This window comes from Lentzea kentuckyensis, assembly GCF_002150765.1.
GTDB lineage: Bacteria > Actinomycetota > Actinomycetes > Mycobacteriales > Pseudonocardiaceae > Lentzea > Lentzea kentuckyensis.
The window spans coordinates 22,493-33,750 of record NZ_MUYM01000003.1; the positions used below are offsets into that span (position 1 = coordinate 22,493).

Genomic DNA, 11,258 nt, shown 5'->3' on the forward strand with positions numbered 1-11,258 from the left:
GAGCTGGGGAGGATGCCGTGGGCGCGGGTCGCGCGTTGGGGTTGTTGCTGGGCGTGGCGGCGGACGCGGTGTTCGGTGATCCACGCCGATTTCACCCGGTAGCGGCATTCGGCAGTTCAGCCGCGGCCCTGGAGAAGCGTATTTACGCCGACTCGCAGGCTGCCGGTGTCGCCTACACGGCCGTGTTGGTCGGTGGAACCGTGGCCGCTGGTGTCGCCGTGGAGCGCCTCGCTCGCCGGCACTGGCTGGCACAAACGGTCACCACGGCGCTGGCGACCTGGACGGTGCTCGGCGGCCACTCGCTGGCTACCGAGGGCACCTCGATGGGCCGCGAGCTCGACGCCGGTGACGTCGAGGCCGCGCGGGCCCGGCTGCCTCACCTGTGCGGCCGTGACGCTTCCCGCCTCGACACGTTCGGTCTGGCCCGCGCGACCGTGGAGTCCGTGGCCGAGAACACGTCGGACGCGGTCGTGGCGCCGTTGGTGTGGGGTGCGGCTTTCGGCGTTCCCGGCCTGTTGGGGTATCGCGCGGCCAACACCCTGGACGCGATGGTCGGACACAAGTCTGTGCGTTACCGGCGCTTCGGCTGGGCCTCGGCACGGTTGGACGATCTTCTGAACCTGCTGCCCTCGCGGCTGGCGGCGCTGCTGACCGTGGGCGGCGCACCGGTCGTGGGCGGGTCCGCCAGTCAGGCGCTGGAGACGTGGCGCCGGGACGCGTCCGCGCACCCGTCACCCAACGCCGGCCAGGTCGAGGCGGCGTTCGCGGGTGCGCTGGAGATCAGGCTGGGCGGCCGGACGGTGTACGCGCACGGCGTCGAGGAGCGGCCGGTGCTGGGCCACGGCCGCAACCCGGACTCAGGTCACGTGACGCGTGCCGTGGAGCTGTCCCGGGTCGTCGGCTTCGGCGCCGGCCTCATCAGCGCTTTCGTCGCTCTCTTCCGCAAGTAGCTCGGCGATCGACTTCTTGCGCTTGCTGCCCTCGTACAGCACGCCACCCGGCCGTGCCTCGCGGATGGTGAAGTACAGCCAGCCGCCGACCGCCATGACGCCGAACGCGATCCACTGCAGCGCGTAGGAGAAGAACGGCCCGGACTCGATCCGCGGGAGTGGCAACGTGTCGAGCGCACCCGGCTGGTTCTCGATCAGCTGGTAGTACCCGGGCTCGATGTTCGGGCCGACCGCGTTGTTGTTGATGGAGTAGATCTGCCTGCGGCCGTCCTGCTCGAAGGCCGGCTGGTCGTTCGACTCGTTCGGCCTGGCCAGCCCGATGAGGGTGACCTCTTCGGTGGGCGGTGCGGTGAAGTTCGGCGGCTTGATGCCGTTGACGGGCCGCACGTAGCCGCGGTCGATGAGGACGGTCTGGCCCGCTGTGGTCCTGAACGGCGTGATGACCTCGAAGGCGGCCTCGCCCTGGACGGTCCGCAGTCTGGCGAGCGCCTCGAGTTCGGGCAGGTAGCGGCCCTTGATCTCGACCTTCTGCCACTCGTCGTGCTGCACGCCGAACGGGACCGGGTCGCTCTTGAGCGACTTGGTGATGGCGGAGTTCTGCGCCTGGCGTTCGTCGTTGCGGCCGAACTGCCACGGGGACAGGAAGTAGATGCAGGCGCCCGCGAACACCCAGACGGCCAGGGTCAGCGCCAGCCAGCCCGGCTTGAGGAGGAACTTGAACCGCACGTCTTCACGGTAGTTGCGTGAGCTGGACCTCGTGGAACTGGGTCACGAACCCCTCACCCTCCGGGCTCGCCGCCATGATCCCGGCCTTGACCTCCCGCTCCGGCGGGAAGAACGCCTTGCGCAGCACGTCAGTGGGCTCCGCACCGTCGACCCCGTACCGCACCCACACCGCGTCGCCCTTGCGTTCCGCGCTGATCGTGAACCGCTCGAAAGGCGCGACGAGCGCCAGGTTCCAGTCCGAGAAACCCCTGGTCACGACCGTGCTGGCCTGCTGTTTGCCGTCGAACACCTCGACCCCGGCCTTGATCCAGTTCTCGCCGTCGATCAGCAGCCCGACGCCCGCGTGGTCGTACTGGGCCGCGTAGGCGCCGCTGAAGGTCGCGGTGATGGTGAAGTCGCCGGTCAGCGTCACGCCGAAGAGGTGACCGTTGTCGCGGATGATGCCGTTGCCGGTGAGGCGCCAGAAGTCGCTGTTGGGGTCGGCGTGCACGGTCAGGGGATCGGTCGACCACTTCCGCGGCTCGTTCAGCCACGTCCACCCGGTGAGGTCCATGGATCTCATCCTCGCAAAGCGGCGACCATCGCGGCCAAGACTTCTGATCGATATCCGCCGCCGAACAGCACGGTGTGCACGAGCAGCGGGAACAGTTGGTGCAGCGGCACGCGCGCCTGCCAGCCGTCGGCCAGTGGCGCGACCTCCTGGTAGGCGCCGAGGACGTGGTCGAGGAACGGGCAGCCGAAGAGCTGGAGCATGGCGAGATCGCTCTCTCGGTGTCCGCCGTGGGCCGCGGGGTCGATGAGCCACACCTGGCCGTCGGCGCCCCACAGCACGTTGCCGCTCCACAGGTCGCCGTGCAGCCGCGCGGGAGGTTCGGCGGGGCCGGCGAGCTCGGCGATTCGGGCGTGGATCTCGCTCACGTCGATGCCGGCGCGGCGTGCGTACGGCTCGATTCGCTGTGAGGCGAACCACTCGGGCCACGACGGCGCGGGCTCGTTGACCATCGGGGCCATGCCGATGGTCGCCTCGCGCGGGCCGCCGGGTGGTGGGGCGCCGAACGCGGGGGCGCCGGCGAGGTGCAGAGCGGCCAGACGGCGTCCGAAGGTCACGGCTGCCTGAAGATTCGGCATGCCGTGCGGGATCTCGTCGATCACCAACTTGCCCTCGGACGCCTCGTGCACGAACGGGATCGGCGGGCCGCCGTCCACGCGCAGCCAGCGCAGGCCGGCCGCTTCGGCGGCGGTCGCCTCGGGTGACTGGTGTTTCGTCCTCAGAGCTGTTCGCGGACCCACGCGATCAACCCCGGCATCGCCGCCTCCGTCATCGAAAGCACCTCGTCGAACCCGGCATCGTCGCCGTAGTACGGGTCCGGCACGTCCACGCCGTCGGCGTCCGGATCGAACGAACGGAGCAGCCGGACGCGGTCGGGATCGGCCATCCGGCGCAACGCGCGGGCGTGTCCGGAGTCCAGGGCCACCAGCAGATCCGCGTCCAGATGAAGGGAGGACACCTGCGCCGCCACGTGGTCGGTGGGATATCCGTTGGCCGCCAACGTCTTCAGTGCGCGCGGGTCTGCGGGGTCGCCGACGTGCCATCCACCGGTGCCGGCACTGGACACGGTGACGAAAGACGACAATCCTTCCCGGGACAGCCACTCTCTGAACACGAGCGCTGCCACGGGGGACCGGCAGATGTTGCCGGTGCAGACGAAGGTGACGTGGACCTGCATGTCGCGCAGCCTATGGGGTGCCGCCGCACGGTAACGCTCAACCGCTGTCGCAAGATGTACGGACAAACGACATGGAGGCCGCCCATGCAGACAGGTACTGACGTGCCCCCGCAACGGGAGATCATCGGGTGTACCGACGCCCTCGGGCGCCGTCGTGCGTTCGAGGTGTACCTCAACGAGAAGGGTCGCGTCTGCTTCCGCACCCCGCCCGGTGAGTCGGCGCAGCTCGACGCCTTCCAGCTGGACGAGCTGATCAGCCACCTCACCGAGCTCCGCCGCTACATGCAGTGACGCGGGGCTCTGCGCTGGTCGCCTAGAATCCGGGCGATGACCAGCCCAGACCTGCGCCACCACGGTGACGTCGACGCCGCACCAGGCCTTGCCGACTTCGCCGTCAACGTGCGGGTGCCGCACCCGCCCGATTGGCTGCGCGAACGGCTGGCCGCGGCGCTCGACGGCCTTGGAACCTATCCCTCGAAGCTGGCAGATGAGCGTGCCCGTGAGGCAGTCGCACGCCGTCACGGGCGCTCGCCGGACGAGGTTCTGCTGCTCAACGGTGCCGCTGAGGGCTTCGCGCTGCTGCCGAAGCTCGCGCCGCGCCGTGCCGCGATCGTGCATCCGGGCTTCACCGAGCCCGAAGTGGCCTTCCGCGACGCCGGAATTCCGGTGGAACACGTGCTGCTCGACGGCGACTTCAAGCTCAAAGACACGTACGTGGACGCCGATCTGACCGTCATCGGCAACCCGACGAACCCGACGTCGGTGCTGCACGAGGCCGTGAAGCTCAAGACGTTGCCCGGCCGGCTCGTCGTCGACGAGGCGTTCATGGACGCCGTGCCCGGTGAGCCCGAGTCGCTCGCGCACGACCCCGAGGTGCTCGTGCTGCGCAGCCTCACCAAGACGTGGGGCTTGGCCGGGCTGCGGGCCGGCTACTTCCTCGGCGACCCGGAGACGCTCCAAAGGCTGGCGCACGGCCGCCCGCACTGGCCCGTCGGCAGCCTGACGCTGGAAGCGATCACGGCCTGCTGCGAACCCGAGGCGCTCGAAGCCTCGAAGCGGTTCGCGAAAGAAGCGGAAGAGTACGCCGCGTTCGCCTTGGAGCAGCTCCAAGATCTGGTCGTGGTTCGGCCGAAAGCGCCGTTCCTGCTGATCAGGGCGCCGAGGGGCACGCGGGAGGCGTTGCGGGACAAGGGGATCGCGGTACGCCGCTGCGACACGTTCCCCGGACTCGACGACACGTATCTGCGCGTGGCGATCCGGCCGCCGCGGGAGTTCGCGGTGTTCGTGGACGCGCTGCGGGTAGTGATGGAGGAACTGGCTTGAAGCTCGCCGACGTGATCGCGGTGCTGGAGTCCGCGTATCCGCCGAAGACCGCCGAGAAGTGGGACGCGGTCGGCCTGGTCTGCGGTGACCCGGACGAGGAGGTCACCAGGGTCCTGGTCTGCGTGGACCCGACCTGGTCCACTGTGGACGAAGCGGTCGAGTCCGGGGCACAGCTGCTGCTCGCGCACCACCCGTTGCTCCTGAGAGGGGTCAACGGGGTTCCGGCCGACGACCCCAAGGGTGCGTTGGTGCACAAGCTGATTCGGAACCGCGCCGCCTTGTATTGCGCGCACACCAACGCCGACAGCGCGTCGCCGGGAGTGTCGGACGCGCTCGCGGACGCCATCGGGCTCATCGTCACCGGACCGTTGGAGATGTCGGACGACGACGTCGGCCTGGGTCGCATCGGCGAGCTGCCGGAGGCCGAACCGCTGCGGGTCTTCGCCCAGCGCGTGGCCGACGCGTTGCCCGGCACGGTGCAGGGCGTCCGGGCAGCCGGCGATCCGGAACGCCTGATCAAACGGGTCGCGGTGTGCGGCGGAGCGGGCGACAGCTTCCTCGGCACGGTGCGGCGCGCGGGCGTCGACGCCTACGTGACGGCCGATCTGCGCCACCACCCGGCGAGCGAGCACCTGGAGTCCGGCGGGCCCGCGTTGGTGGACGTGGCGCACTGGGCCAGCGAGTGGCCGTGGTGCGAGCAGGCGGCGGAGATCCTGCGGCAGGCCTTCGGCGGTAGGGTCGACGTACTCGTCTCCACCCGCCGGACCGATCCGTGGACAGTCGGTGCGACGAGCAAAGCAGTAGGAGGACTTGCGTGAAAGCCGATCCCGCAGTGCAGCGCAGGCTGCTCGACCTTGCCGAGGTCGACGCCGAACTGGCGCGTGTCACCCACCGTCGCCGCACGCTGCCCGAAATCGCGGAGATCGCCGAGGCCGAGCAGCAGGTCCGCGTGAAGCAGGACGCGCTGGTGGACGTCGAGACGACCCTCGGCGACCTCGACCGCGACGTGAAGCGCCAGGAAACCGAGATCGACCAGGTCCGCGCCCGCGAGGAGCGCGACCGCAAGCTGATGCAGTCCGGCTCGGTCGGCGCCAAGCAGCTCACCGACCTGGAGCACGAGCTCGCCACGCTCCAGCGCCGCCAGGGCGTCCTCGAGGACGACCTGCTGGAGCTGATGGAACGCCGCGAGGCCGTGGAGGCCAACGCGTCGTTCGCCCGCGTGGAGCTCGACAAGGCCCGCGCGACCCTGGAGGACGCCGCTGCCCGCCGTGACGCCGCTCTCGCCGACCTGGAGTCGACCGAGACCAGGCGCACCGCGGACCGCTCGGTGATGGCCAAGGGCTTCCCGGACGACCTGCTGAAGATCTACGACCGCCAGCGTGAGCAGCGCGGCATCGGTGCGGCGCCGTTCCAGTCGCGCCGATGCGGAGCGTGCCGGATCGAACTCGACCGCGGTGCGGTGTCGAAGCTGCAGGAAGCGGCGGCGGACGAGATCGTGCGCTGCGAGGAGTGCGGCGCCATTCTGGTCCGCGTCGCGCAACCGAAGGCCTGATCACCCGCCGGCCAGCTTGGCGGTCACCGTGTCGACCTGGGGCAGGCCGAACTGGCGGTAGAGCACCAGCGCGCGCTGCCAGTGCTCAGCGGCTCGGTCGTGCTCGCTCAAGGCGGCGTGGGCGTCACCGATGCCCTCGTGTGCTCGCGCGCGTTCGTGCAGTTCCGGCCCCGGCTCCAGGCCGAGCTCGGACACCAGCGCCTGCCGCGCCCGGCGGTAGGCCTCCAGGGCCTCGGACCGGCGTCCGGCCCGGTACAGCCCGGTCATCAGCAGCCCGTGCAACCGCTCCCGCAACGGATGCTCCCGCACCAGATCGGTCAGCTCACCGAGCACCGCCTCGTGCAGACCACAGGCGAGCTCGGCCTCGTACAGCGCCTCGACGGCGGCGAGGCGCTGTACGGCGAGTCCGCGTGCCCAGCCGGCGAGCACCGGCACCTCCACGTCCGCGAACGGGTCGCCCCGCCACAACGTCAGCGCGGCACGCAGCGACTCGATCGCGCGCTGCGGCTCCCGTTCCGAGGCCGCCACCCCCGCCTTGACCAGCGCCTCGAACCGCGCGGCGTCGACCTCGTCCTGCCCGGCCGCAGCCGGTAGCCGGTCTCGCTGAACGACAGCCGATCCGGGGTGTCCAGCGCACCGTGCAGCCGATGCAGCTGCAGCTGCAGCTTCTGCGCCGCCCGCGGGTCCGGCCGATCACCCCACAACGCGTCGGTCAGCACGTCCACCGGCACAGGCTGGTTCGCCCGCGCCAGCAACACCCCGAGCAGGGTCCGCTGCAGCCGGCCCGACAAGACCTCCACCCGGTCGTCGCACCGCACCTCCACCGGTCCCATCACGCGAAACTCCATGCGCCCCCCCACCATCCGGTCACGCTCTCCTCGGAGTCTCGCATCCGAGGAGAGCGCTTTCGGGCGTTCAGGACATCCGCGGCAGGTCAGGCCGTGTCGGTCGACCAACCGGAGCACCGGTCGATCCCGGGCTGGATGTTCACGCAGGCCTTGTAGTCGATCCGGGTCCCTTCGCTGTACGACTTGTCGTACTTGGCGCTCGAGTTGCACCCACCGCCCATGTCGTGTCGGTTCTCGGAGCCCCTGTTGATCCGGTACACGAGGTAGACGGGGTTGCCGTCGCAGCCCGTGTCGTACAGGCGGAAGATCTCGCCGTCCGATTGGAAGGTCGCCCTGGCCCCGGTGGTGCTGGCGCTGCTGTCCGCGTGCGCCGCCGGCATGGTCAGCATCGCGCCGCCGACGGCGAGCGCGAGCGACGCGCCGAGTGTGAGCGCTGCCTTCTTGATCATTATTGGACCGCCTCTGATTCGTTCGACGTCCTCCGGCTCCCCGGCCGGTGACATGAACAAGAATCTCGACGGCGCTTTCACCGGACTTTCGCGACGATGAAAGCGCCGACCCGGCGACCCGGCTCTGTCAGACGTCCAACGCCCAGCGCACGTACCTGATGTCAGGCACGAACCCGGTCCTCACGAAGACTTCGGGCGCCCCCACCGCACTCGCGGACTCGACGCGCAGGCTGGCCTGGTCGTATCCCTGCTCCTTCGCGGCCAGCAACGCGTGCGCCAGAAGCGCACTGCAAGCGCCCCGCCCCCGGTACTCCGGGACCGTTCCGATGACCATGAAGTGCGCGTCGCGGATGCCGGTGGCCTCCGTGTCCGCGTCCCAGGACATGGTGACCAGCAGGCTCACCGGCTTGTCCCCGTCCCGGACCAGGAAGCTGAGGCCCGGCCGGAACGTCTGGTTGGTGATCTTGTTCCGCCAGAGGTCCGAGGGCATCGGCACCGCTACCCCCGCGAACGACGCGTTCCGGGTGGCGCGGAAGTCCTCGTCGTTCTGCTCCGACCACGGCTCGACCCGCAGACCCGCGGGGAACGCGACCGGTCGGAGTTCGCGCAGTGGGTGCTCCATGCGCTGGTAGTAGCGACCCGGCGCGAAGCCGTGGGCGCCGAGGAGTTCGGCCACGCCGGCGATGTGCTCGGCCTTGTTGACGTCGATCGCGAGCTTCAGCGTCGGGTGGTGCAGTTCGTGCAGCACCTTCGCCGCCTCGATCCCGGCCCGCACGAGCGTCGTGCCGATGCCTCGGCGGCGGTAGGCGGGGTGGACGCCACCGTCCAGGAAGACCCGGTGGACCTCCTCGGCGGACGGCTTGTACTGGACCTTCATGTAGCCGACCATCGCGTCGCCGTCGAATGCCGCGAGGCTGCCGCGTTCCATGTCCGCGTACGGGTCGACGATCTCCGTGAGGGTGTCCTCGGCGGTGTAGTTCTCGCCGATCTTGTCCACGGTCTCGATCGCGTTGAGGAGGTCGGCCGACGACTGGGCGTCCTCGGCGGTGAGCGGACGCCACGTGAGTTCCTGCATGTGGGCGACCGTATTGGGCTCGGCGGCGGGCTGTCGCTCGATTAACGCCGAGAGGGGCCATCCACAACGGACAGACCCTCTCGTCAACGCGGTGTTACCTGTACCAAAGACCGATGGCGCCGATCTTGAGCGGCACGGCCCAGTGGCAGTCGTAGTCCCGTCCGAAGTAGATCTTCTCGCGTGCGACCGCCAGGGCGTTGCACTTCGCGCTGCCCCAGATGTCGTCGTTGTAGGTCTCGCCGCTGAACGTCCAGCCGCCGTCCAACAACACCGGCGCGGCGGACGCGGCCGTCGGTGCCAGCACTCCGAGCGCGAGAGCGGCCAGCGCTCCGGTCAACACCATGCTCTTCTTCATTTCCCCCAGCTTTCCTTCACTTTGTTCCTCAGTGCCAGGACCAGCGGCCTGGGCGGGGATTGCGGTGGCCGCGGATCAGCAGCAGCACGCTGACCGGGACCATCAGGATCAGTGGCAGCAACCCGAGCACCCAGGCCACCTCGATCGGCGGTCCGGGGCGTGGACCGACCGGGATCGAGACCTCGCCGCTGCCGTGCCCCTGCGGACCGTCCATTGTGAACTGGAACTTCCAGGTCCCCTCGTCCTCCAGCAGGAAGGTGTCGAGGCCCCAGCGGTCGCGCTGGCGCGGGTAGCGGGCCAGGTCGTCGCCGGGGGTGTTGGTGGCCTCGCCCGCGGGATTGACCATGAGCAGCTTGCCGCTGTGGTCGGCGATGCCGTCGGCCGGCAGGAAGGTGAAGTCCAGGGACTTGCCCGCCGACAACGGCCAGTCGCTGAACGAGACCTGCATCGTGTACGGACCGATGACCGCGGTTTCGGAGTGCACCGCCGGAACCGGGTCCACCGCGAAGGCCGGGGTGGCCGACAGCACGACCGCGGTCACCGCGCCCAGCAGGGCGGCGACGCGTTGGGAGAGACGCATGTCAGTTCACCTCCGCGCGGGGACCCAGGTTGCGCAACGGATGTGCGAACCACCAGCCGAGCCAGGCGGCCAGTGCCGCCAGCAGCACGCCGACCGCACCGGCGAACAGACCTGGTCTGCGGGTCATGTCGAACAGGTGGTCCTGCATGAGGTAGCTGAGCAGCAGCACCACGCCGGCCACCGCGCCCGCGGCGGGCATGACCACCTTGGGGGACAGCTTTCCCTTGCGGCCCATCGTCAGCGCCACGTCGAGGAGTACCGCGGCCACCGGCAGCAGCATCGGGTACATGATCGCCATCCTGGGCAGGCCGGACACGCCGTCGCGCAACGGCAGGCCGACGCTGCCCGCGTAGACCTCCGCGGCCCACGGCCCGAAGTACCAGTCCACGACGTGCAGCACGCCGAAGCACAGGCCGGTCAGGGTGACCCAGCCGGGACGGCGCACCACCCCGGCCACCAGCACCAGTGCCAGCACGTCGACCACGGTGATCGTCACCGACCTGGGCTGGGCCCAGAACAGCGCGAAGATCACGGTGGCCATGCTGGTGGCCACACTGACCACCAGGCCCCAGCGGCCCCACCGGTGTTCCCGCAGCCCGGCGAAGGCCAGGATCGTGCCCACGCAGATGCCGACGCCGCCGAGGGCCAGGCCGACGTGCGGGGGCGAGTTCAGCGTCACGTCGAAGCCGTAGATGGAGTGCCACCACAGGTCGCCCAGCCCGTATAGCAGTTCGATGGCCGAGCCGATCCCGGCCACCAGGAAGCCGACGGGAGCCCGGAAGGTGCCGAGCACGGTCACCGCGGCCGCGGCGCTTTCGGAGTCCTCGGTGCCGCGGCGTCTGTCCGCTGTGCGCCGCAGCACGATGTAGAGGCTGGTCAGCCCGGCGATCACCGGGGCTAAATAGATCAGCAGGTGGGAGGCTGTGAAGAAGGTGTCAGGGCCGACGTCGTCGTGCCACTGCACGTCCCACACCACCCCCAGGTTCTCGCAGAGGATCGCGACCAGCAGGATCCAGCTGCCGATCGCCTCCATCCGATCCGGGCGTTTGGCCGTGGTGCTCTCTTGCGCCATCACTCGTTCCCTCGGTAGGCGCCGTACATGATCAGCTCGGTGGAGCGGTTGCCGTCAGGAGGCGGCCTGCTGCTCCATCCGCTTGCGCAGGCTCAGCGGGCGCATGTCGGTCCACACCTCGCCGATGTGGTCCAGGCACTCCTGCTTGGTGCCGCGCTTGCCCTCGGCGCGCCAGCCGGCGGGCAGCTCGCGGTGCTCCAGCCAGATCGAGTACTGCTCCTCGTCGTTGAGCACGACCAGGTAGGTGAAGGGGTCGTTCTCGGTGGTCATCTTCTTACCTCCACAGTGGACGGTGTTGTTACTTTCCCGCGGTTTTCTATAGGGCTTCTATACGGTTGCGCGCTCGGTCAGCCGTTCCTGCAGCAGTGCGGTGAGCGCGTCGACGGTGGGGTAGTCCCACGCCAGGGTGGGCTCCAGCTCCAGGCCGTACTCGTCCTCGATCGCGCCGCACAACGTCAGCGCGTACATCGAGTCGAGGCCGTACTCGACCAGCTTCACGTCCGGCTTGATCTCCTCCGCCGGGCGTTCCAGGTAGAAGGCGACCTTGTCCAGCAGCCAGCCGCGCAGTGCGGCCTCGTCCGGGTTCTGGGTGCTCATGGCA

Annotated in this window: 18 protein-coding genes; 5 read left to right on the forward strand and 13 right to left on the reverse strand. The window is 69.5% G+C overall.

The genetic code is table 11. The features are described from left to right. The first annotated feature begins 17 nt into the window (after window positions 1–17). A complete protein-coding gene (locus B0F77_RS02080; protein ID WP_086661025.1) occupies window positions 18–950 on the forward strand; it encodes a cobalamin biosynthesis protein in 933 nt (310 codons plus the stop codon). Here the strand turns inward: B0F77_RS02080 and B0F77_RS02085 are convergent. The 4 genes from B0F77_RS02085 to B0F77_RS49585 are packed head-to-tail and all read right to left on the reverse strand — an operon-like array spanning window position 858 to window position 3,403. Beyond that, complete coding sequence (locus B0F77_RS02085; RefSeq protein WP_086661026.1) at window positions 858–1,676, reverse strand: SURF1 family cytochrome oxidase biogenesis protein; 819 nt, start codon at window positions 1,674–1,676, stop codon at window positions 858–860. The genes B0F77_RS02080 and B0F77_RS02085 overlap by 93 nt on opposite strands. Before the next feature lie 4 nt (window positions 1,677–1,680). Further along, complete coding sequence (locus B0F77_RS02090) at window positions 1,681–2,229, reverse strand: DUF1349 domain-containing protein (protein WP_245847771.1); 549 nt, start codon at window positions 2,227–2,229, stop codon at window positions 1,681–1,683. Window positions 2,230–2,234: 5 nt separating this feature from the next. Continuing rightward, window positions 2,235–2,966, reverse strand: a complete 732-nt coding sequence (locus B0F77_RS02095) for a fructosamine kinase family protein (RefSeq protein ID WP_245847772.1) — start codon at window positions 2,964–2,966, stop codon at window positions 2,235–2,237. Then, window positions 2,945–3,403 carry a low molecular weight protein-tyrosine-phosphatase gene (locus tag B0F77_RS49585; protein WP_245847773.1) on the reverse strand — a complete coding sequence of 153 codons (459 nt, stop codon included), beginning with the start codon at window positions 3,401–3,403 and terminating at the stop codon, window positions 2,945–2,947. Before B0F77_RS49585 ends, B0F77_RS02095 begins: the two co-directional genes overlap by 22 nt. 84 nt (window positions 3,404–3,487) lie before the next feature. Here B0F77_RS49585 and B0F77_RS02100 point away from each other — a divergent pair, with 84 nt between their 5' ends. From B0F77_RS02100 to B0F77_RS02115, 4 genes are read left to right on the forward strand one after another with little or no spacing between them, the layout of a single operon-like run. Continuing rightward, window positions 3,488–3,694, forward strand: a complete 207-nt coding sequence (locus tag B0F77_RS02100) for a hypothetical protein (RefSeq protein ID WP_030472678.1) — start codon at window positions 3,488–3,490, stop codon at window positions 3,692–3,694. Window positions 3,695–3,730: 36 nt separating this feature from the next. Beyond that, entirely contained in the window at window positions 3,731–4,726 is a 996-nt protein-coding gene (cobC, locus tag B0F77_RS02105; RefSeq protein ID WP_086661030.1) for an Rv2231c family histidinol phosphate aminotransferase CobC, read from the forward strand. Next, window positions 4,723–5,544, forward strand: coding sequence for a Nif3-like dinuclear metal center hexameric protein (locus tag B0F77_RS02110; RefSeq protein ID WP_245847774.1), 822 nt, complete (start codon window positions 4,723–4,725; stop codon window positions 5,542–5,544). Before cobC ends, B0F77_RS02110 begins: the two co-directional genes overlap by 4 nt. After that, window positions 5,541–6,278, forward strand: a complete 738-nt coding sequence (locus B0F77_RS02115) for a zinc ribbon domain-containing protein (protein WP_086661031.1) — start codon at window positions 5,541–5,543, stop codon at window positions 6,276–6,278. Before B0F77_RS02110 ends, B0F77_RS02115 begins: the two co-directional genes overlap by 4 nt. Here the strand turns inward: B0F77_RS02115 and B0F77_RS02120 are convergent, their stop codons facing one another. From B0F77_RS02120 to B0F77_RS02160, 9 genes are all read right to left on the reverse strand, one after another. After that, a complete protein-coding gene (locus B0F77_RS02120; protein WP_158102564.1) occupies window positions 6,279–6,806 on the reverse strand; it encodes an AfsR/SARP family transcriptional regulator in 528 nt (175 codons plus the stop codon). Further along, complete coding sequence (locus B0F77_RS02125; RefSeq protein ID WP_086661033.1) at window positions 6,749–7,126, reverse strand: AfsR/SARP family transcriptional regulator; 378 nt, start codon at window positions 7,124–7,126, stop codon at window positions 6,749–6,751. Before B0F77_RS02125 ends, B0F77_RS02120 begins: the two co-directional genes overlap by 58 nt. 86 nt (window positions 7,127–7,212) lie before the next feature. Further along, complete coding sequence (locus B0F77_RS02130; RefSeq protein ID WP_086661034.1) at window positions 7,213–7,575, reverse strand: hypothetical protein; 363 nt, start codon at window positions 7,573–7,575, stop codon at window positions 7,213–7,215. A 127-nt stretch (window positions 7,576–7,702) separates the two neighbouring features. Next, window positions 7,703–8,650 (reverse strand): GNAT family N-acetyltransferase, encoded by a 948-nt coding sequence (locus B0F77_RS02135; protein WP_086661035.1) that lies wholly within the window; start codon window positions 8,648–8,650, stop codon window positions 7,703–7,705. A gap of 94 nt (window positions 8,651–8,744) precedes the next feature. Further along, on the reverse strand, window positions 8,745–9,005 hold the full coding sequence (locus tag B0F77_RS02140) for a hypothetical protein (protein ID WP_086661036.1): 261 nt from the start codon (window positions 9,003–9,005) through the stop codon (window positions 8,745–8,747). Between the two features lie 28 nt (window positions 9,006–9,033). Further along, on the reverse strand, window positions 9,034–9,585 hold the full coding sequence (locus tag B0F77_RS02145) for a hypothetical protein (protein ID WP_086661037.1): 552 nt from the start codon (window positions 9,583–9,585) through the stop codon (window positions 9,034–9,036). 1 nt (window position 9,586) lies between these two features. Further along, on the reverse strand, window positions 9,587–10,657 hold the full coding sequence (locus B0F77_RS02150) for a hypothetical protein (protein ID WP_086661038.1): 1,071 nt from the start codon (window positions 10,655–10,657) through the stop codon (window positions 9,587–9,589). 54 nt (window positions 10,658–10,711) lie between these two features. After that, window positions 10,712–10,927: an MbtH family protein gene (locus B0F77_RS02155; RefSeq protein ID WP_086661039.1), complete on the reverse strand. Its 216-nt coding sequence runs from the start codon at window positions 10,925–10,927 to the stop codon at window positions 10,712–10,714. Between the two features lie 57 nt (window positions 10,928–10,984). Then, window positions 10,985–11,254: an acyl carrier protein gene (locus tag B0F77_RS02160; RefSeq protein WP_086661040.1), complete on the reverse strand. Its 270-nt coding sequence runs from the start codon at window positions 11,252–11,254 to the stop codon at window positions 10,985–10,987. Between the last annotated feature and the right edge of the window lie 4 nt (window positions 11,255–11,258).

What these genes read in the sequence shown, in the direction of transcription:
- B0F77_RS02155 (WP_086661039.1), bottom strand. Translation starts at nt 10,927, where the DNA reads ATGACCACCGAGAACGACCCCTTCACCTACCTGGTCGTGCTCAACGAC.
- cobC (WP_086661030.1), top strand. Translation starts at nt 3,731, where the DNA reads ATGACCAGCCCAGACCTGCGCCACCACGGTGACGTCGACGCCGCACCA.
- B0F77_RS02160 (WP_086661040.1), bottom strand. Translation starts at nt 11,254, where the DNA reads ATGAGCACCCAGAACCCGGACGAGGCCGCACTGCGCGGCTGGCTGCTG.
- B0F77_RS02145 (WP_086661037.1), bottom strand. Translation starts at nt 9,585, where the DNA reads ATGCGTCTCTCCCAACGCGTCGCCGCCCTGCTGGGCGCGGTGACCGCG.
- B0F77_RS02090 (WP_245847771.1), bottom strand. Translation starts at nt 2,229, where the DNA reads ATGGACCTCACCGGGTGGACGTGGCTGAACGAGCCGCGGAAGTGGTCG.
- B0F77_RS49585 (WP_245847773.1), bottom strand. Translation starts at nt 3,403, where the DNA reads ATGCAGGTCCACGTCACCTTCGTCTGCACCGGCAACATCTGCCGGTCC.
- B0F77_RS02130 (WP_086661034.1), bottom strand. Translation starts at nt 7,575, where the DNA reads ATGATCAAGAAGGCAGCGCTCACACTCGGCGCGTCGCTCGCGCTCGCC.
- B0F77_RS02125 (WP_086661033.1), bottom strand. Translation starts at nt 7,126, where the DNA reads ATGGAGTTTCGCGTGATGGGACCGGTGGAGGTGCGGTGCGACGACCGG.
- B0F77_RS02100 (WP_030472678.1), top strand. Translation starts at nt 3,488, where the DNA reads ATGCAGACAGGTACTGACGTGCCCCCGCAACGGGAGATCATCGGGTGT.
- B0F77_RS02140 (WP_086661036.1), bottom strand. Translation starts at nt 9,005, where the DNA reads ATGAAGAAGAGCATGGTGTTGACCGGAGCGCTGGCCGCTCTCGCGCTC.
- B0F77_RS02150 (WP_086661038.1), bottom strand. Translation starts at nt 10,657, where the DNA reads ATGGCGCAAGAGAGCACCACGGCCAAACGCCCGGATCGGATGGAGGCG.
- B0F77_RS02135 (WP_086661035.1), bottom strand. Translation starts at nt 8,650, where the DNA reads ATGCAGGAACTCACGTGGCGTCCGCTCACCGCCGAGGACGCCCAGTCG.